29 protein-coding genes are annotated in these 26,697 nt (G+C 35.6%); 13 read left to right on the top strand and 16 right to left on the bottom strand.

Annotation, left to right across the window (positions count from 1 at the left end; genetic code table 11):
• Window positions 1–14: 14 nt before the first annotated feature.
• The 4 genes from H7A25_24705 to dusA all read right to left on the bottom strand — a co-directional run bounded on the left by H7A25_24705 (window position 15) and on the right by dusA (window position 5,071).
• Window positions 15–1,301, bottom strand: coding sequence for an adenylate/guanylate cyclase domain-containing protein (locus H7A25_24705; GenBank protein MCP5503123.1), 1,287 nt, complete (start codon window positions 1,299–1,301; stop codon window positions 15–17).
• Window positions 1,288–2,037: a 1-acyl-sn-glycerol-3-phosphate acyltransferase gene (locus H7A25_24700; GenBank protein MCP5503122.1), complete on the bottom strand. Its 750-nt coding sequence runs from the start codon at window positions 2,035–2,037 to the stop codon at window positions 1,288–1,290. Before H7A25_24700 ends, H7A25_24705 begins: the two co-directional genes overlap by 14 nt.
• On the bottom strand, window positions 2,038–3,906 hold the full coding sequence (locus H7A25_24695; GenBank protein MCP5503121.1) for a GAF domain-containing protein: 1,869 nt from the start codon (window positions 3,904–3,906) through the stop codon (window positions 2,038–2,040).
• A gap of 181 nt (window positions 3,907–4,087) precedes the next feature.
• Window positions 4,088–5,071 carry a tRNA dihydrouridine(20/20a) synthase DusA gene (gene dusA, locus H7A25_24690; protein ID MCP5503120.1) on the bottom strand — a complete coding sequence of 328 codons (984 nt, stop codon included), beginning with the start codon at window positions 5,069–5,071 and terminating at the stop codon, window positions 4,088–4,090.
• A 161-nt stretch (window positions 5,072–5,232) separates the two neighbouring features.
• Between dusA and H7A25_24685 the strand changes: the two genes are divergently transcribed.
• Together H7A25_24685 and H7A25_24680 are read left to right on the top strand one after the other, a co-directional pair.
• Complete coding sequence (locus H7A25_24685; GenBank protein MCP5503119.1) at window positions 5,233–5,805, top strand: hypothetical protein; 573 nt, start codon at window positions 5,233–5,235, stop codon at window positions 5,803–5,805.
• Window positions 5,806–5,907: 102 nt separating this feature from the next.
• Window positions 5,908–6,204: a hypothetical protein gene (locus H7A25_24680; GenBank protein ID MCP5503118.1), complete on the top strand. Its 297-nt coding sequence runs from the start codon at window positions 5,908–5,910 to the stop codon at window positions 6,202–6,204.
• Window positions 6,205–6,241: 37 nt separating this feature from the next.
• Here H7A25_24680 and H7A25_24675 read toward each other — a convergent pair whose 3' ends face one another.
• The 4 genes from H7A25_24675 to H7A25_24660 form a co-directional block, all read right to left on the bottom strand.
• Window positions 6,242–7,000, bottom strand: coding sequence for a hypothetical protein (locus tag H7A25_24675; GenBank protein ID MCP5503117.1), 759 nt, complete (start codon window positions 6,998–7,000; stop codon window positions 6,242–6,244).
• A 2-nt stretch (window positions 7,001–7,002) separates the two neighbouring features.
• Window positions 7,003–8,130: an N-acetylmuramoyl-L-alanine amidase gene (locus H7A25_24670; protein ID MCP5503116.1), complete on the bottom strand. Its 1,128-nt coding sequence runs from the start codon at window positions 8,128–8,130 to the stop codon at window positions 7,003–7,005.
• Complete coding sequence (locus H7A25_24665; protein MCP5503115.1) at window positions 8,097–9,722, bottom strand: DEAD/DEAH box helicase; 1,626 nt, start codon at window positions 9,720–9,722, stop codon at window positions 8,097–8,099. Before H7A25_24665 ends, H7A25_24670 begins: the two co-directional genes overlap by 34 nt.
• A gap of 104 nt (window positions 9,723–9,826) precedes the next feature.
• Window positions 9,827–10,627 carry a class I SAM-dependent methyltransferase gene (locus tag H7A25_24660; protein ID MCP5503114.1) on the bottom strand — a complete coding sequence of 267 codons (801 nt, stop codon included), beginning with the start codon at window positions 10,625–10,627 and terminating at the stop codon, window positions 9,827–9,829.
• A gap of 357 nt (window positions 10,628–10,984) precedes the next feature.
• Between H7A25_24660 and H7A25_24655 the strand changes: the two genes are divergently transcribed.
• A complete protein-coding gene (locus H7A25_24655) occupies window positions 10,985–11,539 on the top strand; it encodes a hypothetical protein (GenBank protein ID MCP5503113.1) in 555 nt (184 codons plus the stop codon).
• 44 nt (window positions 11,540–11,583) lie between these two features.
• On the opposite strand, the gene H7A25_24650 is transcribed toward H7A25_24655, so the two are convergent.
• Complete coding sequence (locus H7A25_24650) at window positions 11,584–12,144, bottom strand: isoprenylcysteine carboxylmethyltransferase family protein (GenBank protein MCP5503112.1); 561 nt, start codon at window positions 12,142–12,144, stop codon at window positions 11,584–11,586.
• Window positions 12,145–12,702: 558 nt separating this feature from the next.
• Here H7A25_24650 and H7A25_24645 point away from each other — a divergent pair.
• On the top strand, window positions 12,703–13,065 hold the full coding sequence (locus H7A25_24645; GenBank protein ID MCP5503111.1) for a hypothetical protein: 363 nt from the start codon (window positions 12,703–12,705) through the stop codon (window positions 13,063–13,065).
• Window positions 13,066–13,443: 378 nt separating this feature from the next.
• Here H7A25_24645 and H7A25_24640 read toward each other — a convergent pair whose 3' ends face one another.
• Window positions 13,444–13,773, bottom strand: a complete 330-nt coding sequence (locus H7A25_24640) for a type II toxin-antitoxin system RelE/ParE family toxin (GenBank protein MCP5503110.1) — start codon at window positions 13,771–13,773, stop codon at window positions 13,444–13,446.
• A gap of 68 nt (window positions 13,774–13,841) precedes the next feature.
• Window positions 13,842–14,084 (bottom strand): hypothetical protein, encoded by a 243-nt coding sequence (locus H7A25_24635; protein ID MCP5503109.1) that lies wholly within the window; start codon window positions 14,082–14,084, stop codon window positions 13,842–13,844.
• A 238-nt stretch (window positions 14,085–14,322) separates the two neighbouring features.
• Here H7A25_24635 and H7A25_24630 point away from each other — a divergent pair, with 238 nt between their 5' ends.
• Window positions 14,323–14,511 (top strand): helix-turn-helix transcriptional regulator, encoded by a 189-nt coding sequence (locus H7A25_24630; protein ID MCP5503108.1) that lies wholly within the window; start codon window positions 14,323–14,325, stop codon window positions 14,509–14,511.
• A gap of 232 nt (window positions 14,512–14,743) precedes the next feature.
• Here H7A25_24630 and H7A25_24625 read toward each other — a convergent pair whose 3' ends face one another.
• Complete coding sequence (locus H7A25_24625) at window positions 14,744–14,893, bottom strand: hypothetical protein (GenBank protein MCP5503107.1); 150 nt, start codon at window positions 14,891–14,893, stop codon at window positions 14,744–14,746.
• Between the two features lie 216 nt (window positions 14,894–15,109).
• On the opposite strand from H7A25_24625, the gene H7A25_24620 reads away from it, so the two are divergent.
• The 8 genes from H7A25_24620 (at window position 15,110) to H7A25_24585 (ending at window position 21,229) form a co-directional block, all read left to right on the top strand.
• The gene (locus H7A25_24620) at window positions 15,110–17,950 is read left to right on the top strand and encodes a CHAT domain-containing protein (protein ID MCP5503106.1); all 2,841 of its coding nucleotides are present in this window, start codon (window positions 15,110–15,112) and stop codon (window positions 17,948–17,950) included.
• Window positions 17,947–18,699, top strand: a complete 753-nt coding sequence (locus H7A25_24615; GenBank protein MCP5503105.1) for a hypothetical protein — start codon at window positions 17,947–17,949, stop codon at window positions 18,697–18,699. Before H7A25_24620 ends, H7A25_24615 begins: the two co-directional genes overlap by 4 nt.
• A 97-nt stretch (window positions 18,700–18,796) precedes the next feature.
• Entirely contained in the window at window positions 18,797–19,045 is a 249-nt protein-coding gene (locus H7A25_24610) for a hypothetical protein (GenBank protein MCP5503104.1), read from the top strand.
• Window positions 19,033–19,371, top strand: coding sequence for a XisI protein (locus tag H7A25_24605; protein ID MCP5503103.1), 339 nt, complete (start codon window positions 19,033–19,035; stop codon window positions 19,369–19,371). Before H7A25_24610 ends, H7A25_24605 begins: the two co-directional genes overlap by 13 nt.
• 137 nt (window positions 19,372–19,508) lie before the next feature.
• Window positions 19,509–19,751: a nucleotidyltransferase domain-containing protein gene (locus tag H7A25_24600; GenBank protein MCP5503102.1), complete on the top strand. Its 243-nt coding sequence runs from the start codon at window positions 19,509–19,511 to the stop codon at window positions 19,749–19,751.
• 213 nt (window positions 19,752–19,964) lie between these two features.
• Entirely contained in the window at window positions 19,965–20,258 is a 294-nt protein-coding gene (locus tag H7A25_24595) for a hypothetical protein (protein MCP5503101.1), read from the top strand.
• Window positions 20,255–20,587 (top strand): immunity 53 family protein, encoded by a 333-nt coding sequence (locus H7A25_24590; GenBank protein MCP5503100.1) that lies wholly within the window; start codon window positions 20,255–20,257, stop codon window positions 20,585–20,587. Before H7A25_24595 ends, H7A25_24590 begins: the two co-directional genes overlap by 4 nt.
• Window positions 20,588–20,767: 180 nt before the next feature.
• Window positions 20,768–21,229, top strand: a complete 462-nt coding sequence (locus H7A25_24585) for a DUF4375 domain-containing protein (GenBank protein MCP5503099.1) — start codon at window positions 20,768–20,770, stop codon at window positions 21,227–21,229.
• Between the two features lie 585 nt (window positions 21,230–21,814).
• Here H7A25_24585 and H7A25_24580 read toward each other — a convergent pair.
• The 4 genes from H7A25_24580 to H7A25_24565 all read right to left on the bottom strand — a co-directional run bounded on the left by H7A25_24580 (window position 21,815) and on the right by H7A25_24565 (window position 26,660).
• Entirely contained in the window at window positions 21,815–23,329 is a 1,515-nt protein-coding gene (locus tag H7A25_24580) for a hypothetical protein (protein MCP5503098.1), read from the bottom strand.
• Window positions 23,326–24,201 (bottom strand): succinate--CoA ligase subunit alpha, encoded by an 876-nt coding sequence (gene sucD / locus H7A25_24575; GenBank protein ID MCP5503097.1) that lies wholly within the window; start codon window positions 24,199–24,201, stop codon window positions 23,326–23,328. Before sucD ends, H7A25_24580 begins: the two co-directional genes overlap by 4 nt.
• A gap of 12 nt (window positions 24,202–24,213) precedes the next feature.
• The gene (gene sucC, locus H7A25_24570) at window positions 24,214–25,380 is read right to left on the bottom strand and encodes an ADP-forming succinate--CoA ligase subunit beta (GenBank protein ID MCP5503096.1); all 1,167 of its coding nucleotides are present in this window, start codon (window positions 25,378–25,380) and stop codon (window positions 24,214–24,216) included.
• Window positions 25,381–25,601: 221 nt separating this feature from the next.
• Window positions 25,602–26,660: a 3-deoxy-7-phosphoheptulonate synthase gene (locus H7A25_24565; protein ID MCP5503095.1), complete on the bottom strand. Its 1,059-nt coding sequence runs from the start codon at window positions 26,658–26,660 to the stop codon at window positions 25,602–25,604.
• Window positions 26,661–26,697 lie beyond the last annotated feature (37 nt).

Raw genomic sequence — 26,697 nt, 5'->3', positions numbered from 1 at the left:
AAAAGTCAAGCGACTTATAATTTTAGAGTATAGAGTTCAGTGCTTTTTGTTTTACCTTTCAGTTCTATTGTATCGATATAAACAGTTTCTAATTTATTTTCAATTTCAGTTTTTACCATTTGAGAAAAAAGAATACTCTGTTGATAGGTTTTGCAAGAACTTTCAATTCGGCTGGCGATGTTTACGGTATCTCCTAAAACGGTATATTCCAGTCTATTTTTAGTCCCCATATTACCTACAAGTGCTTCCCCTGAGTGTATACCAATACCATGATGAATAGGGAATAAACCTTTCTTCTCTCTTTCAATATTAATTTCTTTAAGAGCCTTACACATTTCTCTTGCACTTAGGGCTGCTCTAAGGGTATCATTTTCTCCCGGTTCCGGTGTTCCAAAAGTGGCCATGATCGCATCTCCTATAAATTTGTCGAGAGTTCCACCATGTTTAAAGATTATCTCCACCATCTTTTCGTGGTATTCTGAAAGAAAAGAAAGAACTTCTTTTGGGTGCAGGCTTTCACTGATACTTGTAAAATTTCTAATATCACTAAATAGGACAGTAACTTTCTGTATTTTCCCTCCCGGTTGTAAAAATTCGGCGGATTCTTCTGTAATTTTTTTTGCCACCGAAGGAGAAAAATACCTACCTAACTGTTCGTTTGCAATTTCCATTCGGGCAGCCTGCCGAATCATTTTTCTTGCTATATAAGTAATAATAATTATAGCAAAACCTGTAGTGGATAAGGTAAGAAGCCTGGTAAAAAAATCGGCCACATTAACAGAGCTACCTAAAAGTGTTTCTACCCAATCGCTTGTATAAAAAATATTCTCCTGAGAAATAACATACAGATAAGAACCTGAGATAGTAAGTATCATACTGAAGAATACAATCAAAGGATAGGCAGGAAATAAAGTTAAAGAGTTAATCGTAATTAAAAGAAAGCTAATGTCTGAAATTCTGGTTTTTAAGAGGTAAGAGGCTATGATTTCTGTTCCTCCTGCCGAGTTATACCAGATAATTTGCAATAAGGGAATGGCCAGGGCATCCATAGAAGCACCAACATAGCCAATTTGTCGACAAAAAGCCTTCCTGTAGAGTGATTGAATGGAATATAAGGTATAAATAAGTATGCAGAAGATTACAGAAAATGTAAAGATAAATTCATTAGATTCTTTTTCTGCTAAAATGTAGGTAATCGGAAGCATTAAGAGACAGACGAACACCCGCATTCCATTTGCTATTTTTAAACCCCAAATTTCTCTTTTGAAAAGGAGTTCTTCTATAGATTTATTTTCCTGCATGAATCTCTTTTTTTAATTGCTCCAGCTTATCTTTCATCATATTTTGAATTTCTTTTGTTAGGGTTTTTGAATCTTTTCCCTTGAAGGATTCATACGGAATTTCCGGAAGAACTTTTATCTGAATCGAATGTTTTCCGCGTAAAACAAAACCTTTTTTTGGTAGAGCTTTCGAGGTTCCGTTTATCACAATCGGAAGGATAGGAAGCCCGGTTCTGAGGGCAATTTCAAAGGCCCCTTCTTTAAAAGTCTTAATATTTCCATCAACAGAGCGGGTTCCTTCCGGGAAAATAAAAACAGAACTTCCGAGTTTTAGGGCATCCACACAATCCTTGATCATACGTGCATTGCTTTTCATACTTCCCCGTTTAAGTTGTATATATCGGTTTAAATACATGTTCCAACCAATAAAGGGAATTCGAAAATTTTCAATTTTGGATACCCATTTATAGTGACTGAACAGGCGAAATAAAACCAGTACGTCTACGAAAGACTGATGATTGGAAATGTAGACATAGGTTTTCTTGGGATCTATATTTTCTTTGCCATTTATCTTTACTCTCCAGAGAGGGTTGCACCAGGTATATAAGGATGCCCAGAAAGAAGTAAAAAAATGAAGAATTTTTAGATTCTTATCCGGCAAAAACGTGATGAGCCAGATTAATACAGCAAAAGGAAATAAGAAAATCGAGGTAAGCCCTATAAACCCCCAAAAAAAGAGAGATAGAATGAACATCATTTATTTTTTAATCCTTTCATAGACTTTGGCATGAATAAATATATTTAGAAGATCAGAATCTATATGGTTGTCTTTTACTTCCATGTGCAGAATATCTAATGCCCTTTCTAAGGGAACTGCTTTTTTATAGGGCCTGTCTTTATCGGTTAAGGCATCAAAAATATCAGCTATAGTCATCATCTTGGACTGTACCGGGATTTCATAATCCACAAGTCCCCTCGGATAACCGGTGCCGTTTAACTTTTCATGATGGGCATGAGCTATACTCGGAACCATTTTTAATTCACCTGTCCAGGGGATTTTACTTAAGAACTGGTAGGTATGTTCCACATGAGATTCAATTTCTCTCCTTTCTTCAAAGTCGAGAGAACCTTTTTTAATGGAGAGAAAATTAAATTCTTCATCGGTTAATAGTTTTAAATTTTTTCTCTCAGGGAGATCATAGCTTAGTTTTGCAATTTGTTCCAAGATTGCAGAATTCGATTGTTCTAATATAGTGGGTTCGTTGGAAGTATGAATAACATGAAGAAATTTTTCGAGTTTTTCTTTTTCTAAAAAATACTCTAAATCTATTGATTTAGAATAGTCAGCATAAGTCGATTCTCCATGTTTATTCAGATAATCCAATTTCTTTTTTGTGAATCGCAACTCAAGCTCTTTAATGAGGTAGCGAAAGCGCCATTTAATAATCTCCAATTCGGATTCTTCTAATTTTTTAGCTTTTACTAATACTTTTTCTCGAACTCCGACTTTCCCGAAATCATGGAGAAGAGAGGCATAACGAATCTCTTTCATTTGCTCCCGGCTAAATTTTAAATCCTTAAATCTTCCTTCATTTAAGCTATCCACAATCTCTGCCAAACCCACAGTGAGTTCAGCAACACGGAAGGAATGACCGCTGGTGGTAGGGTCCCTTGCTTCAATTGCGCTTACCGAGGCAGTAACGAATCCTTCAAATAAAGATTCTATATCATTAAGTAGATTATTATTTTCAATAGCTACCGTTGCCTGTCCGGCTACACTCATCACCAGGCCCTCTGAATATTTATCAAAGGGTAAAGTTTCGGTTTTCATTTGTTCAAGTGTAAGTTTTTGATGGAAATTTTTCTTGCGGTTTATGAGTTGAATAACACCAACAACTTCATTCCGATAATTCTTCATCGGAACGGTAAGCATACTTTTCGTATAGTACCCTTTTAGTTTATCGTATTCCTTGTTAAAACGAAAGTGCGCATCCGGGGGTAGATGATAAGCGTCTTCAATGTTAAGTTGTTCTCCGGTAGAAGCCACATAGCCAGCTATACTTTCTTTATTAATAGACATGATAAATTCAGTACTATTTAAATCCATAGCTGAAACTTTGAAACGTAAATTGCGAGGATTGCCCATTTCATCTTTTTCTACGAGATAGAGAGAACCTCCATCTGCATGGGAAATTTCCCTGGCGCTGTATAAAATGTCTTTTAGGAGTTTATTAAAATCCCTTTCACTGGCAAGGCTGATTCCGATTTTTGTGAGTTTGGAAATATGATTGGAACTAATATTTACTTTGTATCTGAGCTTAAAGCTTTCTATACGCAGTTCTAAATTAGTGGCTGCATTGATAAAAGTTCTTGCAAGGAAAATGTCGGGAACTGTAGATTCTACATTACTAAAAAATAGATCATTCTCCAGGCCGGTTCCTTCAAGGATATCTTTATCCATTGGAGCATTGATAATGAAAAGGATGAGCAGGGTCAGGTGCTTTTTTAATATGTCTCGAATCCATTTATGCTCTTTTTGAACCGTTTCTTCTTTTATGTAGAAAATTATTTTAATAAACTCCTCTGTGTTCGTATCACTCAGAGTTTCAAAATTCTCAAATGGCATAAACTCTACATTCAGCTTTTTCAAATAAGGAGTCAGTCGTTCCTTTAAGCCATCGTCATCAGTTAAAATAAATTGCTTGGAGTCCAATTGTGTCCTGCGGGTATAACTATTATCTTCTCCAGTATAATCTCTCGGAAATAAATTTCAAGTCAAAAAAAAGGGGAAAAATGGGACAAAAAAATTAAATTTCCTCCGGAAGTTCTTTGAGTAAATCTTTAAAAAACTCTATACCCTGATTCTTATACATATTTTCTGTTAGAAACCTTTTGTACTGTTTTGAACCGGAAACACCCTTATAGAGGTTTAAGCAATGTCGAAGAATGGCAGATGGTTTTTGACCTTTCCCTACCTCTTCTTGAAGGTAAAAGGAAAGCTCTTCTAAAATTTGTTTTCTCTTTTTAGGTTTATATTCCTCTCCAAAAAAAGTAGAATCAGCCTTCTCGAATAGGAATGGATTTTCATAGGCTTCTCTTCCTATCATAACAGAATCTACAAATTTTAGCTGTTTTTTTGCTGTAGTAAAATCTCTGATTCCACCATTTATATCTATCTGTAAATCCGGAAACTCCTTTTTTATTTTATAAACATCTTCATAGCGAAGCGGAGGAATTGTCCGATTTTCAAGAGGAGAAAGGCCTTTTAAAATAGCAACTCTTGCGTGTATTATAAAATGCTTACATCCATAAGAAGAGACAAGGGATACAAAATTCTGCAAGTCTTGGTAGGTTTCATAGCCATCAATACCGATGCGGTGTTTTATGCTTACGGGAATCTTTACGACATTTTGCATGCTTAGTAGGCATTCTCCTACCAGATGCGGATTGGCCATAAGGCAGGCTCCAAAATTACCATTTTGAACCCTATCGCTCGGACAGCCCACATTTAAATTGATCCCGGAATAGCCCCATTCTTCTGCAAGCCTGGCGGCAAACATAAGCTCAGAAGGATTATCTCCTCCTAATTGTAAGACAAGAGGTTTTTCGAATTTATTGAATTGAAGGAAGTTTTTTCTGTTACCGTGCAAAAGAGCAGGTGTTGTTACCATTTCTGTATAGAGAAGGGTTTTTCTTGTAATTAACCTCATCAGGTAACGGTAGTATCTATCTGTCCAATCCATCATAGGTGCTATACTGAGAGGTTGAGTTAAGACAGGAATGGATTGCATATTCGATTTGGCTCTTGGAATGAATAAGATAAGCTTTGCGAGTTTGAAGAAAAAAGTCAAGCTTATATTGATTCTTTAAGTTCCGAATGATTTTTTCTTTACCCGGCTGAAGATATTTTATTAGATGGTTTTAAAAGTTCTATCAGGTATTTTAGAAAACAATGAAATGGTTATGGTTTTATAAAACTCCTCCAATCCTGGTTCCGCTATCCATTCTTAAAAACTATCGGGGGTTTTATATACCTTCTTACTCTGAATATCCTGACCTTATCGTTCCGAGCGGGAAGTATGATATCTGTGATAGCTTTGATTTTGATTTTCCTGAAACTGATTTCGATAGAGCCTGTAGTTTTCAGGATAAGAAAGATTTGCATCTTCTGGATATAGAAGGCGGTCAGGCCCTGGTTTTGTCCAGCCCGTATAGACTCGGAATCCATAAAGAGTCTAATTGCATAATTTCTGAAGAAGGTAATTTTGCTTCCAATAAGAGAAATGACGAACTGGAAAGGCTTCTTTCCGGGCTTTCTTTATTAACTCTTTGTCCTGATGATTCCATGGAATGGAAGATACCGGGTCCTCTTCAATTGATGAGTTCTACCGAGCATGGTGAGAATCCTTACATTAAGGATAGTGACTTTGACATATTTAAATTAGAAGCTGGCCTTTATAGAATTGACTCTTATACTATAAACCGGGAGGACTTTAATCTAAATGTTTATCACTTTCATAAATAGGCTTTTCGGAATAAAGTTCTTGTCGGAAAACAATGAAAGAAAATATTGATAAAACTGTTTATCGCAAGTCTTCACCCTGCATAAAAAGGAGCATTTAAATATATGAATTTTTGGCCCTGGAAAAAAAAAGCACAGGTTCCCGGCCCGGAACAGGAAACGAAAAGGGGCTTTATTCCGTTATTTTGTGTGGGTATGAGTAATATGAGAAATCAAACACATATTGGTTATAAAACCAGGCAGGACGATAAAATGCAATTTTTCTGCGGAGAACCTATTTCTCGAAAACAAATTATGGTTTATACCCAGAACGAAGCAGCGAGAGAATACCTTATAAAAAGTGAACCCTCTGCAAAATACTGTCCATCGTGCCTCGATTCTTTAAAGAAATATAGCCTCTAAGTAAAGTTTTGCTTACAGGCTATTATAAAGCAGGTTCTTAACTTCTTTTTTTGGAACTTGTAAGATCGTAGTCCAGTCCCTCTATTTGTTTCATCTGACCATCCAGTCGAAATTCTATAGACTTAACTTCTGGAAAATTATCAAAGAGGGTTTTTTCTATAGAAAGAAATGTGGACTTTAAGAAGTTATAACGAATTTTCTTTGTTTCTTTTTTTCGTTCTTCTTTCTCTTCTTCAAAATTAGAATCATAAATGCTATCTGCTTTAATACGTCCCACCCGGAATCGCAACCTTGCAAGTTCCTTGTGGATAGTCTTTTCTCTTAGATCCAGAATTAAACGAGAGGAATCCTGTAAATACCAGATCGAGATAATCGCTGTTTCTAAACCGGGAAGTTTTTTTAGATTCTGATTGAGCTGGAGCAAATCAGAGCTATTGTCCATTTCATAGTAAGGGGATTTTCCAATTTCAGAAATCAGGATAAGGATATTGTCCTGTAGCCTTCCTTTTTCAAAATAAACTTTTCTCGAAGATTTAAAAACATTCCCCTGACCATCTGATAGATAGAGAGTTTTATCAGAGCGTTTTTCTGGTACGGGAAAATGGAAATGGGAAAAAGGTAGAAGCAAACTTAAGGGGTTTTTCCCCACGAGGTAGAAGCCCATATAAAACATAAGGGCAAAGAACCAGGAGAAATAAAAAAAGAGAAAGCGTGTATCTTTCTTTGAATAATTTCCGGCGGATATAGATAGAATCCGTTTGCTAACTGTAGTGAATAATCGAAATATTTTTTTCATTTTTAACTCTGCACATCTTTGCTTCGGGCAAACAATCGAATGCCTTCCGCAATCCCTTCCGCGATTTTCATCTGGATTTTCCTATCAAATAACAACTTATTTTCGAGGGGATGAGAAATAAAGCCCATTTCCACGAGTACCGCGGGCATAAGACTTTCTCGTAAAACGTGAAAATTTTCCCGTTTCACTCCCCGGCTGATAATTCTCGGATGAAGCTCGTTTCTAAGTTTGTAGTGAATGGTTTCGGCGAGCCTCAGGCTTCGTCTCTGGATAAGGCTTGACATCATCCCGCTTTGAATCTGTCTTATCTCCATTTTTCTGCCCGGAGGAATGAGGTTTTTCTGGATGATAGAATATTCTCGATAGCTTTCCAATCGCCTTGTCTGGTCGAGATAATAAATTTCCATACCATTGGCTTTATCATTAAAAGCCGCATTACAATGCAGGCTGACAAAAATAGAATTGGTGCTGGTATTGAGTTTTTCGTTTCCAATATGGGTTCGCTCCTTCAGGGGAATGAAGGTATCGTCTTTTCGAGTCAGGATTACTTTCAGTTCAGGAAAGCGTTTTCGAAGGAGCTTTTCTAAGAAGTAAACTACTTTCAGGGTAACATCTTTTTCATAGGTTTTGTCACCGGCGATGGCCCCAGGGTCGGAACCACCGTGTCCTGCATCGAGAATAATATATTTCAACTCGATTTTTTCAGGATGTATGGCTTCTTTTTCGGAAACACTGATTATATTGAGAGACTCTTTATCAGCTTCATATACAACATCCATATCGAGAATATCCAGGAAAATGGTATCTAAAAGAAATACCGGCAGAAATATGTCTCGTTTTCGGTAGCGGATGGGCTCGGGAAGTTTTTTTGTCAGACTTTTATGCTGATAAAAATAGGAATCTATCCGAAATCGCAGGGATTTTCTGGTAGTTTTGGAATAGAGTTTTCCTAAGAGAGTAGGGTTGTGAAGACGAATTTTCAGGCTTTGAAAAATATGGGTTAATTCACTAAACCTGATATACTTCCCCCCGTATTGCAGAGGAATTTTCTCTTCTGCAAAAATAGGGGAAAGTAAACCTAAAAATAATAGGCTGGTTAACGCCCGAAGAAAGAACGTATTTTTTTCCAAATTGAATCGGGTTTCTGGTTTTCTTTGTTCGGTTCATCGTTGATATCAAAAAGATTTCTTTTTGATTTCTCGTATTCGCCCCTATTTTTTTTGGAATAATCGGGGTTATTATTTTTTTGTTGCTTTCTCTTATCTTTAAAATTTTTCTTTTTGGGTTTTGGGAAATCTTTTACCGGTTTATTTATGGGAAGTAAATCCCCGGCTTTTTCTAAAAACATCTCGGCCTGTTCTACATTTTCTTTGTAAGTCGGCTTATCCTGATTAAACTTCTGGAATTTCTTAAGTTTGGATTTTCTATGAAAATGTTTGGGTCCTTCTCCCTGCTGGTTCTGTTTTTTACGGGATTTGTAATTACCGTTATTCTTTTTCCAGTTTCCATTACTATCATTGGAAGAGCGAACATCTCTTCCCCTATCGTTAAATCTTTCGTAATTATCCACTTCGTTAACAGGGAATTTCAGATAGTCTTCCCTTATTTCTCCTATAGGAATTTTGTACTGTAAAAACTTTTCTATTCTTTCCAGTTCCTGGTAGTCAAACTCAGAACAGAAATTTAGCGCTTTACCGCTTCTTCCTGCCCTTGCTGTTCTACCTACCCTGTGTACATAGCTTTCTGTATCACTCGGAAGATCAAAATTATACACTGTATCTATACTTTCTATATCGAGTCCCCTGGAGGCTACATCGGTAGCCACCATGTACCTGTATTTACCCAGCTTAAAATCTTTTAAAAGCTTAATTCGTTTCTTCTGATCCAGCATAGATGAGATTCCTGTAGCCGGGATTCCAAAACGTCTCAGTGTATTTACAATATCTGTTACCATCATTTTCAGGTTGGTAAAGATAATTCCCTGACCGAAATCCTTATCTTTGGCTTCTTCAAGGATCGTATTTACCAGATAAGGAAATTTTTCTTCTCTACCCAGGTGGTATACCCTCTGTTCGATATTATCTGTTGTGATTTTCTCGGATTCGACTTTAATTTCGAGAGGATCTTTGAGGTGGTCTGAGGCCAGGCGAATTACATAATACGACATAGTCGCAGAAAAGAGAAGGGTTTGTTTTTTTTCCGGGCAATGTCTCATTACGTAGCGAATGTCCCGTATAAAACCCATATCAAACATTCTGTCGGCTTCATCCAATACAAAATACTGGATGTTTTTTAAATTCAGTTTGCCGGAACGAATGTGGTCAATTAATCTTCCAGGGGTAGCAATAACAAGAGCAGCATTTTCTTGAAGGGTTTTTTCCTGCTCTTTATAACCTACTCCTCCGATGATGGTAGCTATTTTTTGATCGCTGTATTTCAGAAGCTTTTCAGCTTCTTCACAAATCTGCATAACAAGTTCCCGGGTTGGTGCGAGGATAAGCGCAAGGTGTCCTTCAGTATGTGTTTGTGTATACAGATTTTGAATAATAGGAAGTAGAAAGCAAATTGTCTTGCCTGTACCGGTCTGGGCAAGCCCGCTTAAATCTCTTCCCTGTAAAATATGAGGTATTGCTTTTTCTTGAATAGGAGTAAGGGCTTCGAAACCCTGATCCGCGATAGCTTTATGCAAATTCTCATGTAAGTCTAATTCAGTAAATTTCATTTATTATACTCCCAAAAACAGTTTTGTTTTTGTTTTGAACTGTTTGTGTAAATCGTGATTGAGCGTTTTGTTTTCTTTTCTGCTCGTGCAATCCTCCTCCTCTCTCATTTGTTTTTGCGAAATAAAACCTGCATTGTGTCTCCATAACAGTCCCACCCGGCCAGTTGCCTGTAAAAATGTTTGAGCGGAAACATACCCCGAACTCCCTTATCTCTTGCAGGATGGTAAGACATGGGCTCTTTGTAGACAAGCTCCATCCCGTAGGCTAAAAAAACCTTTCGAATTGAGTCCGGTGAGTAATCTATAAAATGGTCCTCCGGGTGTGTTTTAAACCACTCTTCCGGATTTGTTGTATATGTAGGTCCTTTCAAAGAGGGAAGGGCCAAGAATATAAACCCACCCTTTTCCAGACTTCCAACCATTTTTTCCAGGACTTCCTGTTGCCTGTCGAAGTGCTCCAGTACAAAGAAGGCACAGATAACATGATACAGTTCGGGGCTTTCAAAGTCAAGATAAGAAGTACAGAAAATGTTCAGACCTAAATTTCTTGCATAAGCGGTTTCGGTTTGGGAAAGTTCAATTCCCGTGGTTTTAAACCCGGTTTTTTGGGCTTCATGTAGGAAAAAACCGGCTGCACAGCCAATTTCCAGTAAACTTTTTCCCTCAGGGTTTATAAAGTTTGATAATATAGCAAGTCTTCTTTGAGCCAGTTTACGAAGAGCGGATTCATCCTCGTAATAGGTTTTTTTATACTGATTTTTGTATTCTTCAGAAAAATAAGTATCACTGTATTCCCGGCTCCTGGCTTTTAAATAGCGGCAGGCTCCTGTTTTTTGGCAAATTTCGTATTCTTCAGGAAAACGGGGATGGGGAATAAATGAAAAAAAGTTATTCTGGTTTGGCATACGTATGTTCCAAGTAAATTGGAGGAATCGAAAATCGGGCAAGCAGAAAATATAATCATGTAAAAAAGCGGTAGGTTTCCCTGTTAACTTCAAGGACTTTTAAAATAAAATTTTACAAACCAAAACCTTTCCCGAGGGCCCGGGGTTAGAAATTAGGGCCTGGCAAAAGAATACAGGTTTTATATCTTCTTTTAATCTTTTATAATGCTTGCTATTTTTTCCTTCATTTTAGTTTTATCTTTCGGGTTTAATTCCTCGAAACTCTACTTCGGAGAGTTTCAAGTAAAGCATATCATGAACCACCCCTGGCAGTGCTGAAGCCGGAGGTCAAATTTAAGTTGTTGAGGATTTTAATAAATGAAATTACTTATTTATATGTTTATTATATTGACTCTTTTGCAATGCAATAATGAACATTCAAAACATAAAGAAAAAATTGATTCCCAAAATCAATTTTTAAACAGTATCGATCGTGAAATAGTTTCAGAAGAGATCAATCTAAAAAGTGAATTTCCTAAATTTATAAAAACTGAATATTATGCTTCTTCAAAAAGAGGTCTCACCGTAATATCCGACATTGATTCTGAAAAAAAACTAAGAATACTGGGTCACCTGCAATACGCAGAGAAAGTAATCCATGGAGGAAGTGAATCAAGTGAGTGGTTTAAGATTAAATACAATAAAGATATAGGTACTGTTAGAACCAAGGGTGTTCGCAAAAAATTATGGACTCTAAGTAAAAAATACAGCCCTCAAAAGTTAAAATTTTATGAATTGATAAGCACAGATAAACAATGTGAATGTATACAAGATGCTATATCAAAGCATGAATGTTACTTGCGAGTAACTGACTCAAAATCAAGAAATATTATCAAAGTTCAAAAACTTAGCACTTTTTTAGATTTTTTTTAATCCATCCAAAAAATGCCCTTTAACGTTCGCTGTTGTGCGACCATTCAGATATATCTTCTTGTTTCCTTTTTGTATTTTTTGTAATCATCACCATGAACACTATCTAAATATTTTTCTTCCTTGAGAATCAACAAGTGAAACAAAATTATCGTCGCCAGAGAAAATGTTGTAACAATCATTGAAAATGATGATAATGAAAGACCAATAAGTACGATATCATAAAAGAAAAAGTATGGATTACGTGATATTTTGTAAATTCCGGTTGTGACCAAAGATGTCTTTTCCTGTTCATGAACACCAACTCTCCAAGAATTTCCAAGGTTTAATGATGCTATCGTACTAAAAATTAAGCCAATTGCAATAAGGATAGTTCCTGCAATTTCAATGTAGTAAATGTGGGGTATGGTAAATATATATTTCCCGAAGGATGGCACAGTCATTTGGAGAATGAAAAGGAAACTTGAAATTCCCGCACAAAGAATGGCGATATTTAAAACTAAATCATTTGCTTTTATACTTCTACCAATCTTATTTTTTAAAATAAGTGCTCTTAAGAAGAAAAAAATATAGAAAAGAATTATTAAACCTATAGAAACGTATCTCATTCAAAATTCCTTTGTTTGGTCATGTTGTTCAACATCCAGAGAGAAGTGATTTGCACAGCACCCTTCCTCTTTCATCCTGTTCTCGCATAATAAAATAGTCATAACTATCCAGTTCGTCTTTTGTCCAGTTTTTGTAACTGTGTAGTTATATCATTCTTAATATGTTTTTTTAAAATCCTTTTTTAAAGTAAGCAAGCCAGAAGCAAGCTTGGAGTAAGTCAGAAGTAGCCAGATACAAGCCAGATACAAGCCAGATACAAGCCAGATGCAAGCCAGATGCAAGCCAGATGCAAGCCAGATGCAGGCTGCCAGCGATCAGCTAAACAGCCGTCAGCTTTTGAAAAAAAATCTCAGAAATTATCCCAAAAGTCCAGTTCGGCTTCCTATTTCATAGAAAATTTTTGTTCCATTTTTGCATTTTCAAACCCTTTATAGTAGGAGATCATAAAATGAAACAGAAAGATATGGAAAAACAGAACGGGCTTTTACCTTTATATAGCGATATCGTATTTAAGATATTTTGCATAAAGAAACCTCATCTCTTAGCAAAACTTTTAGATGCCGTACTCGGATTTAAGGGAAGCGATAGAAGCTTTGAAAGATATTTCCCTCGACGATAAGACCAGAGCTTATTACGAGATGCGCCTGAAGTCCGAACGGGATTTTATGGCGATGAGGCATTATGCCTATCATGAAGGACTCAAAAAAGGAAAGGAAGAAGAACGCCTGCTGGCAGAGAAAAAAATTGAGAAGACACAGCGCCTTGTTAGTATTCGTGAAAAAAGAGCCGAGCATAAAAAAGCCCTTCGAACCGCGATAAAAATGAAACATGCAGGTTCCTCTCTTGATTTCATTTCAGAAATGACTGAACTTCCGAAAGCCTATCTTGAAAAGTTTTTCAAAAAAGTGCTTAGGGATTAGAGGTTTGGTTTTAGCTGTCAGCGGTCAGCTTTTGTGATAGATAAGCTTTTTCTTATAAAAGGAATACTTAACTATTAAAGAGCTGATAGCTTAAAATTAGTGGTTTTACTTGAAAGTATGGATTTCCAAAAGGAAAACAAGCACTCAGTGGAATGGTCTGACATGGAACGGTCGCGACCGTTCCTTACCAATCCATAATATCCAAACACTAATGAAGAGAGGCCTTATTTGGTGGACTTTGTTTTCCCGGCTGGGAAAAAGGGTGTTTGGCTTCGGCTCGTTCCACTCTCTCAGCCGGCAACACCCTTGAAGATAGATTATGTTTATTTTCACCGCTGTAGGCGACCCATCGGTGGGTCGCTTTCGTGGGTAGATTATTTATTTTCTGTTTTTCAAAGATTCCGGATTTCTCCTGTCATGCCAGACGGCAACTATTGAAATCAGGGTTTCTTTGAGAACGTAATAGAGGGAGAAAGGGAAACGCTTTAGCTTCGTTTTCTTCACCGAAGATATAGATGGATTGCTATGCATCTCTACAGTGCTTCTCCTCTTTTTTCCAAGCTCTTCCGCAGTATCAAAAACCTCATTAGCAAACTCTAAACCCAAACCTTTCTTCTGCTTCTCATACCAGAGAAAGGAATCTTCCAGGTCTTTCCTGGCCTCCGGTTCAAAGCGATAGCTCTCTCCCTTTTTGTTTTCATTTTCCATGAGAACCCCCCTGAAGACTCCCAGTTTTAAAACGCTGTCCGCTGATAGCTGACGGCTGTAAGCTGCTTTTAAGCATTTAGTGCCTCCAAATCCCTTTCTACTTCTTCCCTTGTAAAACCGGGGTGAGGGTTTTCTTCCATACGTTTGAGGCGTAAGGATAGCTCGTGTTGTAGGGACAGATCATGCGAAGCGACGGTGATTTCATCGAAAACCACGACAATCCTGTAAGTTCCGGGTTCTACGGCCTGCGGTAGCTTTGCGGAAAGGGTTCCATCTTCGGCGACCGTGGCTTCTACTTCATAGTGTTGCATATAGGCTCCTTTTATTTACCAAACCAAGCTTTCATCGACTTTCTCGGCCACTGAGTGAGTGCTGGCTTCTGCCCTTCGGATGCTGAGTGAAATTTATTGCTTCTGCAATAAATTTAGTATCGAAGCACCGAAGTGACTTGACGGCATGACCGAAGAAGGGAAATGCTTGGTTAGTTGGTGTTTACCAGAATGTTATACTATATCGCACAAATCAATAAAAAAGCGAAAAAATATAATTATGAATAAAGAAAAATACAAAGAGCTATTTACATACCTTGGCATGAAGCAGAAAGATTTTGCTCAAAAGTATGGTGTCCAAGCTTCCAATTTAAGTGATATTGTTAATGGTAGAGCTAAACATCTCCCAATCGATGTTATTCTTAAACTAAATGAAGAGCATGGGTTTAGTATTAAATGGCTAATATAGGGAACCGGACAAATGCTGGATGTGAAAAGCAGTAATTCTCTTAGTGAAGAAGAAGAAATCATCCTTAATGAAGTCCGAAAAGATCCGAAACTATTGCGTATTTTAAAAGATTTGATTGTTTCCCTTAAAAAAAATCTGTAAGTATCTCTTCCTTTCGTTACGATTCGGTTTAAACCGAGGCCTGATAGAGTGTAGGACAGCAAAAATACCAATTCATTAATGACAAAATCTTTTAAAATAAGGAATTCCTGAGAAGAAGGAAAAAATGATTTTTCTCCAAAAAGAAACGAATCTCCTGATTGGAAACAAAACGCGGTTCCTTCGGAAATGCCCTTAAAAAAGCAGAAACTACCCTTTCCTTAAAATCTCTACTTTCATTCATATCCTATATACTAATTTTATGCATAGTATTTCGTAAGGCAATTTTTCATTTTCGCCTTTCAATTTTTTGTTGGAAGAGCTTTTATAATGTAATATAATGGTTTATTTATTATATCTCTAATTTGTAGTGGAAGGGAAATATAGATATGTGAGCACCTATTTATATCATACTTCTATATTGTCAATTGCATTATAAATTTATATAAAAGGATTGCTGGTGGAAAAAAGTTATAATTTAGATATAGGTGATTACGAAAGTGATTTTATTCAAGAAACTGAATATGATTGGGGCATACATTTTTATCTTAAGGCTATAAAAGAAATTCTTAATACAGAACTGAATATTATCCATTCTTTTTTCCATTATGAAAAGCATAACAAGAAAGAAATCAATAGAAATATTAGCAATTATTTTTATAACCATATTCCTGAGCTCTTATTAAATGAACTTTTAAAAGATTTTTCTGAAAATGAATCATTCTTTCTTTGCTATTTTGCTATACCCATAGATATTTACAATAATTTAATAAATACCAGAATTGATGAATGGGACTTTGAACTAATATTATCGAAATTACTTAGAGGAAAAAGTGTATTTCGAAATGGATCTTTTAGAGAAATAAAAAATTTTGAAAAAATAGTAGTTTATGATTTTGCTATTTCAAGAGATGATTTACTGGAGTTGTCTGACTTTATGTCAATATATGCAATGTCAAAAATTGAAGAAAAGAGAATATTAGAAACGTGTAACAAATATTATGGTATAAAATTATATTATACTACATATCAAAAAATTAAAAATCGAGATATTTATGATTATCTTAACCCCAAACTAGGCCATTTATTAAAAGAATTGGAAGCAGTTAATAAAGAAACAGCAGCTCATTTGTTTGGCAACTCATTTTGGAATCGGTTTAGTTTTAAAATCAAAAATATTTTCAATGAAATATATGACATTTCTATTAAAGCATATCCTATTCGGAATACAGATATTTCACTAGAAAATTTTTTTGATTTCTCTGATTGTAGTAAAATATTAGATAATTTAACGATTGATTGGAATTCTATCGAGACTGAATTTTCTATAGATATGCTATCAGAGCGAGGTCGATATTGTTTTAATTTTATTGAAAACAATGGTGGACTAGATGAATCATGGGATCTCGAAATAACAAAACGTAAACTGCCTAAAGATTTACTCGTTGATGAGTATGGAAATCCTATAGAAATAATATCACACACTCTTCAGCTTATGATGAAATCCTTATCATTAAAAGACAAAGAAATTATATACGAATATTATTTTCGTCAAGGCGAATTAAAAAGAATTAGGTTATATGATGTTTTTTCTTGGACATTGTTTTGCAACGGAAAACCAGAAAAAGCAGTTTTTTTTGACTATATTTTTTTTCTTCGTTCAGGACAATTCAATTTACATAAGATAATCAGATATATACTATCTGTAAAATCAGAAAAAAAATATAAAAAAATAGATTATTGGAATTTAAGTAAAGGGAAATATTCTAAAGAAGAAACTAAAGACTTTCATATCATTCGGCATTTGGAAGGGTATCATTTTAATTTCCATGATGACCTTGATAATAAGTTAAAAAAATTTAGTAACGCCATCACTACTGATATAAGTAATCAAGATGAAATTAATTCGATCATTGAAAGTGCTAATTACACTATAAATCATATGATTGATGATCATGAATCTGTAAATATTTTAAAAAATTTTATTCATCGAATATCTACTTTTCATGAAGAAGTTGTAATTTACTATTTAAAAATATCTAATATACTAAAAGCACTTGATTATTTGGAAATACATCGTAATACAATGTTTAATCTCATGGTGTCCTCTATAGATATTAATTTGGATTATGTAAAAAATATCGTAACTAAAATGGTTTTTGTAAATAAGAATAAAATAAGAAGTTCAGTGAAAGATTATAATTTATTTAATGATCTTTCAACTGTTATTACCCAAAAGAAATTAATAGTTAATACACCTAAGCATCCTGAAAATGAGTTTACTAAAGTTTCTGAAACATTAATAAAGATGTTGTCTGAAATAGATACAGTGCTTGTATTTTTTGAACACAACAATCGTCTCATGGTTTTTGAATGTACTAATCAAGGAATTAAAAATATTCCGATAGAAATTAAAGCTAATAATTTAAAACGAAAAATTGAAACTTATAAAGTTATTATTAAAAAGCATATTATCACTCAAGAATCTCAAAAGCAAGCACTAGAATTAAGCAAGTCCTTCCACGAATTAATCTTGAAAAATTGTGAATCCTTAGAGAAATGTAAAAATTTATATCTTATTCCATACGGTATTTTTCACGAGTTGCCTTTTGAAAGTATTATAGTTAATGGACAGCTTTTTTCAGTTTTATATAGAATATCATATGAAATTAACTTATCTAGAATTATTAATAATATAGATAAGAAGTTATTACTAAGTCATATTGGATATATTGTTAATCCAACAAAAGATTTACCAAAAAGTGTTGATGATATAAAAAATATCAATAACCCAATTATAGAATATTCTAATATATTCATTGATAGAGATAAAATTTTTACTATTTTTGATAGTCTTGATATTCTTCATTTAGGAACCCATGGAATCTTTTATAAGGATGAGGTTTTATTATCTGGTTTGCTTTTAGGAAAAAATGTTTTGTATACTTGTTTTGATATACTTTTTAAAAAGTTTAATAAATTAAAAGTTGTAGTCTTAGGGGCTTGCTCTACAGCAAAAGGAGAAATTGTAAAAGGTGGTGATTATATGGGAGTTGTTAGTTCATTTTTAAGTTCAGGAGTTAATGCAGTCATAGCGGCTCGATGGGATATCGATGATACTGCATCGTCCATTTTTTTTTCAAATTTTTATAAATATTTTTTAAATGGTAAAAGCTTGCAAGAATCACTAGAACAATCTAGAAGCGATATTATGAAAGATAAAAATTTTTCCAGCCCTTTGTATTGGGCTGGATGGTCTTTGTATGGAAATGGAAATATATTTTATAAGGATGTTTTATGATTAATGATGGTTATTCATATCAAGAAGAATATGAATTAGAACAAAAAATTAGGGATCTAATAGAATCAAAACTATATAGTATTCAAAACACGAGAAGCATTATAGATGGAAGTAAATTGGATTTGTTAAATTTAGAAAGAAACATATCAAATACTTTTAAAGAAACTTATCTAAATTATAAAAAATTAAAAACTTTAATAAAACATGAAGCATTTTGTGATGAAGAGGATGATTATAGCATTATATTATTAGGATTCATTAGTCAAATAGAGTATGAATTTAATAATCGATTTTATTTGAGTTTAAGAGATTATTCTGATATTGTTTTACAATCATTGGAATTAGAAAGAAAATATAAGTGGAGAATTGAAATAGAAAAATGTCTTTCAGGCCATCGTCCACTTACTATGGGCGTGTTATCAATGTGGATTTATGGAATAGAAATTTCGGTTAAAGCAGAGAATGATTTAAAAAATTGTTTATTTCATTTATTAGGAGAGGATTATGTAACAAATAAATATACAGATATATACAAGTTTACTTCAAAGTATCGAATAGTAAGAAACAACATAGCTCACAATTCTCGTATTATTTTTTATAATGAATATACTAAGTTTTGTTTGAATTTAATAGGAAGAGAACGATTCTTTCAATGGATAAAAGATCTAATTTATAAAGGTATTTTCGGTGATTATTTATCGGTAATTTCTAATTGCAATCAATCTTACAAAGGAAAGAAAATATGGTGAATCGTATTGAACTCCTGAAAATAGATATCAAAAGTGATTCAACCTTCCGCTTCGTTGCGATAACCTACGGAGTCAAATTTTTATTCGGTAAAGGTTCATGATACGCTTACGTACATCCGAAGAGTCGCTAATACAGGGTTTTTATATTGCTCTGGGACAATATCTTTCCTATCTAAAAATGTTAATAGGTACAAAGTCAGATAGAATACTATATCTTGCAGTTCCAGAGGATAAACACAAAAAAATGCAAAAAAGCGATTTTTATAAAGAGATGCTTGAAGATTATAAAATGAAATTGGTAATATATCATCCGATTATGGAAATTATTGAACAATGGATAAATTAGAATCTTATAGAGACATAATAATAAATATTCTTAAAGAGGAAGCAAAAGTAAAACCTTCCAATTTACCAGACATTGATATTCAAGTTATAACAGATAAAGAAAATGATCATTATTTCTTATATCATGTTGGCTGGAATGAACTGGATAGAATTCATGATTGTATATTTCATTTGGACATTATTGACGATAAAATTTGGATTCAAGAAAATAATACAGATGAAGAACTATCTACTTTATTTTTAGAAAAAGGAGTTCCTAAGTCCGACATTGTTCTTGGATTACAACCACCTTATAATAGAAAATATACCGAATTTGCTATTGCTTGATAGTGATACTTCAAAAAACAGCCCTCAAACAGAGCGTATGAAAAATTTCCACCAAGTTATGAAGCTGCGGAAACTTCTCATCACGCTCGTGACGTTAGGTGAAATTCAAGTATTTAAAACATATGGGGTGATTTTTGTTGAGAAATATAATAAAAACTTTAAAGTTAAAACTAAAGGATAATCCTTATTTTATATCAGAGAAAGTTTATATTCGTGGTTCCTGTGCTTTGGGTAAAGAAACTGACCGTTCAGACGTAGATTTACTAATAGTTTCAGAAGATTTTGAAGGAGTAAATATTCTTAAAAGAAAATTACTTGTTTCTAAAGCTATGGATAAAGCTTTAGAAAGAGAATTAGATGTAATGTGTTTAAGATATTAAAAGTAGAGAAATTATTTGACTATTATAGTATTTGTTAAAATGAAAAGTGTTTAGTTGTTAGAATTTATATTCCTAATACATCTACTCTTTTGTATAGTTCTTGTCTTGACAAAAAGCAAACTCGATCTGATCTTGCTTAAATGGCAAAAGATTTATTTTACGAGATAGTGGGGATAGGTTTTATCTGCTTATGGAATCTAAGGGTATATAGATATGTCTAAACTTAACAAATTAAAACCTGATCCCAATGCTGAAGGAAACCATACAACCTTTATTGAGGATATTTATGGATATATTCTCAAATATGCAACATATATTAGAAATATTCTAAACCCAACCGGTTATGATGAAGTAAAAAGGGTTGATTTATTTGGAGATGAGCATTTTAATAAGAAAATAAATGAGATGATAGATACTCCACATGTCCATGAAAAAGGGATTCCGGGAAATATACGGAAAGCAAATGAGGAGGAAATACCGAAAAGGAATAGAAGGGAAAATCAATGAATACTTTACAATTTATACAAGACTGGTACTATTCCCAATGTAATGGTGACAGAGAGCACAGCTATGGTATTTTAATAAAAACCATAGACAATCCCGGATGGCATGTAGAAATTGATTTACAGGAAACGGAAATAGAAACTCTAAATATTCCCTATGAATTGCATGAACAATCAGAAGAAGATTGGTATACATTTGAAGTTAAAGATAAAACTTTCAAAGCAAACGGTGACCCTACAAAATTAGAATTCCTTTTAGAAAAATTTAAAGAACTCACTGAAAAAGCAGTCCTATTGGATAATCAAAAAACAGCCCTCAAACTGAGCGTATAATACATTTCCGCCAAATAGGATTTAGCGAAAACGTCTTATGACGCTCGGGACGTTGTCTGAAATTAAAAGAAAGATGCAACGCAACGATTAACAATAATAATTTTTGTGATTATGATATTTTCAATTTCTTGTAACTCTCAAAATCAAAGCTTGATAGAATTGTCAAAACAAGAGTATGATATGTTTCCTGATACTTTTGATATTCAACAAAAAGTATTTAGTCATTACTATGATTTTGGATTTGCTAAAAACAAAGCAAAAGGATTAAATGATGCTCAGAAGGTAATATGTTATTATTTTGTTTGCGATGGTTTAATTGATAATGGTGGATTTATTTCAATTCTTCAAGAGACCTCTGGAGGATATAATGATGGATTTTTAATCGCTCTTAAGGATATTAAAGATGAGAATGGATATAATATTTTTTTAGATATTGTCTCAATTTATAAGGATTATAGAAAATACTTTAATAACCAGGAGATTCCGCCTCAGTTGGATGAGGAATCTGATAAGTTTGATAAGGATTTGGAAAGTAAATTAAATACTTTAGAGGATAATTGGTATAAGGATTCTTCAGAACGAGAAAAAAATTTTAAAGAATATTTAAAGGTACATAAAAACGAGTTAATAAAAATAAAATAACTTCAGCCAACACGCGGTCATAAAATATTGGGGTTTAAGTGGTTTGTCAAGTGTGCCGCCAACAGGCAGCGGTTCTTATCGGTTGATAAGTTCGCAGTCACGCAATCCCCAACATTTCATGTCACCAAACGTTATGCGATATATATTATTTTTATACTAAATGAAAAGTGCTTTTCGGATAAACAGTAAAGAAAGCGTGGGGTATATACGATAATTCTAATATGGAACTCCCACTCAACGATGCAGACAGAATTATAATAAAGAAGATTCACAGGACAACGAAGGATAAGAGAATAGCGGATCGTATAAAGATCGTTAATCTCCTCGACAGAGGGTAGGACTCATTACACCTCCTTATAGAGAAGAAGTAGATTCATATATCAAAGTTCTACAGGAAGAGTGGGATTCATGAAATATTATTTGGATGCCTGTGTGATTTTTTTCAGCAATTCTATAGAAATATAAAAAAATTCGGCAGCAGTGATAGACAGAACAACAGAAATTCGTTCAAATTATAATTTAAAAACTCCGGATTCCACTTACACATTTACCTTGAAAAGAGAAAGCTTCTATCTATTACAAGTTTCAATATTTAATAGTAGCGGCTAATATAATCGTCCAGCTTTTTAATCTACTGTTGAGAGGAGGAAGCTCTCTTAGAAGCTCAATCTGGCCTTTTCCTTTTCCTTCTTCATGCACAAAACTTAAACTGGTCGAAGCCTGACCTGTATCAAAGCTCAGGGCCAGGGTATAGCCTTCTGTGTTCATCCAATCCTGAGAAGGACTTGTGTTGGGAGAGGAGGGCAGGTTGTAGATAAGTCCTCCACGATCATTTAAAGAATAATTGAGTCTGGCACTGCTGTCTACCAAAGAAAATGTGCTTACGAGATAGTCATAGACTTTGAATTTTTTAACTACACTTCGGTTCGTGAAGTAACCGACTCGAAGTGCAAGGTTATCCAGGAAAAAATATTCCATTCCGAATGCAAAGTTTATGGTTTCTTTTTGCCGGACCTCTTTTTGTTCGTAATCATATAAGTATACTATATTATTCTTATAATCACTCAGGTAATACTTTTTCTTTTTACTATAAGAAGACGTGTGAATTATATCTGTGGAAAGGGTAAGAAAGCGATCCGGAAAAAAGGCGATGCCGAATCTTGTTTCTATCGGTTCCGGTATACTTCCTGTAAAGTTCGAATCTCCGCTAAACGCATAGGGTTTAGAAACAGGATCATAGGAGCGAATCAGGTTTCCTCCGGCAGTGACCGAACTCTGAGTATCAGTGGCTTCGATGAAGAAATGGTCTTTTCCTAATATACTCCTGGAGGAATACCTCCTGTTTTTATCGGTAGCAAATTTTTTCTTTACAGATAAACCCAGACTCATGTTATTCAAAAGTTGAGTTTGGATCCCGAAAATCGGTTCCATTCCATTTGTCACCCGGTTATCATTGATAGAAACAATTCCGTAGGTTCCATCTTTTACACTGACTTCTCCATAAATATTTCTTCGCCTTCTGTCGTTAAAGCCATAGAGCGTGAAGCCAATAGCCGAATTTTTGCTAATTTTTATTGATATACTGGGGCCGAACAAAAATTGAAAGGCATTTTCCGAGTAGTCAGCGCGCATCTCAGAAAAGTCAGGAAAGTATCCCGGATCTCGAAATTGATCCCCCTGATTATAGTCTTCTGAAATGGTATTTACAATGGTAAAAGCGAAGGCCCAATTATCAAAAAGTTTTAAAGCTCCTATAAAATTAGGATTATATGTATTAGATTCTCGTTTATAATCCTGCCAGAGTCCTACTATATTCGAATATACTTTTTCTGTCTGGTTATAGCTACTGGCCGTTACAGAAATATAATTATGGGTTGCGAATGAAAGTCCGGCAGGGTTGTAGTAGGCACCCGAGGGGTCGTCAGATAAAGCCGTAAAGGCTCCGGCAAAACCGGTAGCACGTTCTCCGTATAAGCCTTTGACATTATTCAGGCCGGTGGCTTGTAGGAAGTTTAGATGAAAAAAAAAAGAGCTGAGAATAAGTGCTTTGAAAGCGAGGTTTAAAAACCCCGCTTTTCTTTTTAGGAAAAAAGCTATCATTTACCGAGAGCTTTTTTCATGGTTACACCGAGATCGGCAGGTGATTTACAAACATGAACCCCGGCTTCTGCCATAGCCTTCATTTTGGATTCCGCAGTTCCCATTCCACCGCTGATGATAGCACCTGCGTGTCCCATACGTTTTCCGGGAGGAGCTGTTTGGCCGGCGATAAAACCTACAACCGGTTTTTTTACATGGTTCTTGATGTATTCGGCTGCTTCTTCTTCTGCCGTTCCACCGATTTCACCTATCATTACGATTCCATCTGTATCCGGATCACTGTTCAAGAACTTCAGTGCATCGGTATGGGTGGTTCCGATAATAGGGTCTCCCCCGATTCCGATACAGGTAGACTGTCCCATTCCTAAATTACTTAACTGTCCTACAGCTTCATAGGTTAAGGTTCCGGAACGAGATACTACACCGATTCTTCCTTCTTTGTGAATAAAGCCCGGCATAATCCCTATCTTGCATTTTCCCGGTGAGATAACCCCCGGACAGTTCGGCCCGATTAATACTGTTTTAGAATGGCGTAATACGCTATTTACCTTCAGCATATCGTGTGCGGGAATTCCTTCTGTAATACAAACAATCAGAGGTAATTCATTATAAATTCCCTCTAATATAGCATCTGCTGCAAAAGGAGGAGGAACGAAAATAACCGCTGCATTTGCCCCTTCTTTGGCAATAGCATCTTTTACACTATTAAAAACCGGAACTCCGTGTTCGCTTTTTTGTCCGCCTTTACCGGGAGTTACTCCGGCCACTACATTGGTTCCGTATTCAATCATCTGGGAAGTGTGGAAGGCACCTTCTTTCCCGGTGATCCCCTGTACTACAAGCCTTGTATTCTTATCTACTAAAACTGCCATGTTCTACCTATCCTATTTAATCAGGTTGGGAATTTTTTCCGCTGCATCGGAAAGCTCATCTGCGGTAATCAGTTCAAGACCGCTTTCTCTCAGGATTTTTTTTCCTTCTTCCGCATTGGTTCCTTTTAAACGAACCATCAGAGGAACTTTAATATCCACTGCTTTCGCTGCTTCTACGATACCCTGGGCTACTCTATCACAACGAACGATTCCACCGAAAATGTTTACAAAAATGGCTTTTACGTGTGGATCGCCTAAGATAATCTTAAACCCGTTTGTAACAGTTTCCACATTGGCACCGCCCCCTACGTCAAGGAAGTTAGCCGGCTCGGCTCCTGCGTGTTTGATAATATCCATGGTGGCCATGGCAAGTCCGGCCCCGTTTACCATACAGCCAATATTTCCATCTAATTTTACGTAGTTCAGGTTGTATTCGCTGGCTTTGAGTTCTAAGGGGTCTTCTTCTGATTTATCCCGGAAAGCTGCATTCACAGGGCTTCTGTAAAGAGCGTTATCATCAAAGGTAATTTTACAGTCACCGGCGATGATTTCGTTTTGTTTGGTAAGAATTAAAGGGTTTATTTCTAAGAGAGAACAATCTTCTTTAATATAGGCATCATGAAGAGCTAAAAAGAACGGAACGGCTGATTTTAGCGCTTCGTTCGGAAGTCCTAAACTAAATGCCAGCTCTCTTGCCTGGTTTGCCTGAAGGCCGATTCCCGGATCAACAGAAATTTTAATGATTTTTTCCGGATTACTCGCAGCTACTTCTTCTATCTCCATTCCACCCTCTGAAGAGGCCATGATGATAGTTTTCTTGGTAGCACGGTCTAAAAGAAGACTGATGTAGTATTCCTTTGCGATTTCAATTCCCTGTTCAAGATAGACTTTCAGTACTTTTTTGCCTTCCGGTCCGGTCTGGTGGGTAATTAATTGCATTCCCAGAATTTTCTCTGCTGCTGTTCTTGCGTCTTCCTTGGTTTTGGTGACTTTTACACCTCCCCCTTTTCCTCTTCCTCCGGCGTGGATCTGTGCTTTGACCACGACAACAGGGGATTTTGCAGAGACTTCTGTATATGCGGCATTGAAACCATCAAGGCTATCAATGACCTTTCCAAAAGGAACATTTACCTTATGCCTTCTTATAACTTCCTTCGCCTGATATTCATGAATTTTCATAGATATTTCCCATCTCAGTTTTTAGGTTTGCCGGCCCGGAAGCCGGACAAAATTTGTGGCAGATTTCTTCCTAACGAAACGCTACGAAAAAACTCCGGATTCCTGCCGGATAGGGAAAGTCTCCCGCTTTTGCCACTCACCTTGCTTGTATTCTGGATTCTTTAGCTTTATACTGTCATTTAAAAAAAAGAGTGAAATGACAAAATAGAGGCTAACATTTATCAAGTCCGATTTCTGCGGGTTTCTACAGCTTCAGCCAGTTCTTCGAGCATAGGAACGGTTATTTCCCAGGAAACGCAGGCATCGGTAATGCTTTTTCCGTATTCTAAAGGTTTATTGTCTATGGACTGACTTCCTTCTTTTAAATGACTTTCTATCATGGCTCCAACAATATTCCTGGAACCACCGGCAATCTGTTCGCAGAGGCTATGCATAACAAGAACCTGTTTGTTGAAATCTTTTTTACTGTTTCCATGGCTGCAATCTACCATAACCCCGCTCGGAAGTTTGTTTTTCTTTAATAGCTCCGAGGTTTTTTCTATGTGTTCAGCATAATAATTCGGACCTGAGTTTCCGCCCCTGAGGATGACATGTGTATCCTTATTCCCGGAAGTTTTGAAGATTGCGGTATTCCCATATTTTGTAATGGAAAGGAAATGGTGAGTGGAGTGAGAAGCTTTGATGGCATCTACAGCTATTTGCACATTTCCATCGGTTCCATTTTTGAAACCTACCGGACAGGATAGACCGGAAGCGAGTTCTCTGTGCACCTGACTTTCGGTGGTACGGGCCCCTATGGCACCCCAGGCAACCAGGTCAGCAATGTACTGCGGACTAACTACATCTAAAAACTCGGTTCCGCAGGGAATTCCGCTGTCGGTCAGATCCACAAGGAGTTTCCTGGCTAATTGCAGTCCTTTATTGATTTTAAAGCTGCCATCCAGATCTGGATCATTGATAAAACCTTTCCAACCCACTGTAGTTCTGGGTTTCTCGAAATAAACGCGCATGACTATGAAAAGCTGTCTTTCAAAATGTGGCATGATTCCTTTTAAGCGATGGCCGTATTCCATAACCGCATTTATATCATGAACGGAACAGGGACCTAAAACCACAATTACTCTATCATCATTTCCCTGAAGGATATTGGATATATCATTCCTGGCCTTAGACACCGTATCGGCAGCCTTATCGGAGACGGGTATATCTTCCACAATTACTCCCGGTGGAATCAGGGAGTGGGTTTCCAAAATTCTTAAATTATCTGTTTGGATCGTCATAACTACTTACAAAAAAAAATTTAAGCTGTAAATAATC

Source organism: Leptospiraceae bacterium (genome assembly GCA_024233835.1).
Classification (GTDB): Bacteria; Spirochaetota; Leptospiria; order Leptospirales; family Leptospiraceae; genus JACKPC01.
Note: the sequence above shows the minus strand (reverse complement) of the source record. Positions and strands in the feature narration are given on the sequence as shown.

What these genes read in the sequence shown, in the direction of transcription:
- H7A25_24665 (MCP5503115.1), bottom strand. Translation starts at nt 9,722, where the DNA reads ATGAAATTTACTGAATTAGACTTACATGAGAATTTGCATAAAGCTATC.
- H7A25_24605 (MCP5503103.1), top strand. Translation starts at nt 19,033, where the DNA reads ATGGATAAATTAGAATCTTATAGAGACATAATAATAAATATTCTTAAA.
- H7A25_24625 (MCP5503107.1), bottom strand. Translation starts at nt 14,893, where the DNA reads ATGAATGAAAGTAGAGATTTTAAGGAAAGGGTAGTTTCTGCTTTTTTA.
- H7A25_24700 (MCP5503122.1), bottom strand. Translation starts at nt 2,037, where the DNA reads ATGATGTTCATTCTATCTCTCTTTTTTTGGGGGTTTATAGGGCTTACC.
- sucC (MCP5503096.1), bottom strand. Translation starts at nt 25,380, where the DNA reads ATGAAAATTCATGAATATCAGGCGAAGGAAGTTATAAGAAGGCATAAG.
- dusA (MCP5503120.1), bottom strand. Translation starts at nt 5,071, where the DNA reads ATGCAATCCATTCCTGTCTTAACTCAACCTCTCAGTATAGCACCTATG.
- H7A25_24595 (MCP5503101.1), top strand. Translation starts at nt 19,965, where the DNA reads ATGTCTAAACTTAACAAATTAAAACCTGATCCCAATGCTGAAGGAAAC.
- H7A25_24610 (MCP5503104.1), top strand. Translation starts at nt 18,797, where the DNA reads ATGATACGCTTACGTACATCCGAAGAGTCGCTAATACAGGGTTTTTAT.
- H7A25_24615 (MCP5503105.1), top strand. Translation starts at nt 17,947, where the DNA reads ATGATTAATGATGGTTATTCATATCAAGAAGAATATGAATTAGAACAA.
- sucD (MCP5503097.1), bottom strand. Translation starts at nt 24,201, where the DNA reads ATGGCAGTTTTAGTAGATAAGAATACAAGGCTTGTAGTACAGGGGATC.
- H7A25_24685 (MCP5503119.1), top strand. Translation starts at nt 5,233, where the DNA reads ATGAAATGGTTATGGTTTTATAAAACTCCTCCAATCCTGGTTCCGCTA.
- H7A25_24645 (MCP5503111.1), top strand. Translation starts at nt 12,703, where the DNA reads ATGCCGTACTCGGATTTAAGGGAAGCGATAGAAGCTTTGAAAGATATT.
- H7A25_24565 (MCP5503095.1), bottom strand. Translation starts at nt 26,660, where the DNA reads ATGACGATCCAAACAGATAATTTAAGAATTTTGGAAACCCACTCCCTG.
- H7A25_24695 (MCP5503121.1), bottom strand. Translation starts at nt 3,906, where the DNA reads ATGCCATTTGAGAATTTTGAAACTCTGAGTGATACGAACACAGAGGAG.
- H7A25_24585 (MCP5503099.1), top strand. Translation starts at nt 20,768, where the DNA reads ATGTTTCCTGATACTTTTGATATTCAACAAAAAGTATTTAGTCATTAC.
- H7A25_24705 (MCP5503123.1), bottom strand. Translation starts at nt 1,301, where the DNA reads ATGCAGGAAAATAAATCTATAGAAGAACTCCTTTTCAAAAGAGAAATT.
- H7A25_24680 (MCP5503118.1), top strand. Translation starts at nt 5,908, where the DNA reads ATGAATTTTTGGCCCTGGAAAAAAAAAGCACAGGTTCCCGGCCCGGAA.
- H7A25_24660 (MCP5503114.1), bottom strand. Translation starts at nt 10,627, where the DNA reads ATGCCAAACCAGAATAACTTTTTTTCATTTATTCCCCATCCCCGTTTT.
- H7A25_24590 (MCP5503100.1), top strand. Translation starts at nt 20,255, where the DNA reads ATGAATACTTTACAATTTATACAAGACTGGTACTATTCCCAATGTAAT.
- H7A25_24655 (MCP5503113.1), top strand. Translation starts at nt 10,985, where the DNA reads ATGAAATTACTTATTTATATGTTTATTATATTGACTCTTTTGCAATGC.
- H7A25_24580 (MCP5503098.1), bottom strand. Translation starts at nt 23,329, where the DNA reads ATGATAGCTTTTTTCCTAAAAAGAAAAGCGGGGTTTTTAAACCTCGCT.
- H7A25_24635 (MCP5503109.1), bottom strand. Translation starts at nt 14,084, where the DNA reads ATGCAACACTATGAAGTAGAAGCCACGGTCGCCGAAGATGGAACCCTT.
- H7A25_24630 (MCP5503108.1), top strand. Translation starts at nt 14,323, where the DNA reads ATGAATAAAGAAAAATACAAAGAGCTATTTACATACCTTGGCATGAAG.
- H7A25_24675 (MCP5503117.1), bottom strand. Translation starts at nt 7,000, where the DNA reads ATGAAAAAAATATTTCGATTATTCACTACAGTTAGCAAACGGATTCTA.
- H7A25_24640 (MCP5503110.1), bottom strand. Translation starts at nt 13,773, where the DNA reads ATGGAAAATGAAAACAAAAAGGGAGAGAGCTATCGCTTTGAACCGGAG.
- H7A25_24650 (MCP5503112.1), bottom strand. Translation starts at nt 12,144, where the DNA reads ATGAGATACGTTTCTATAGGTTTAATAATTCTTTTCTATATTTTTTTC.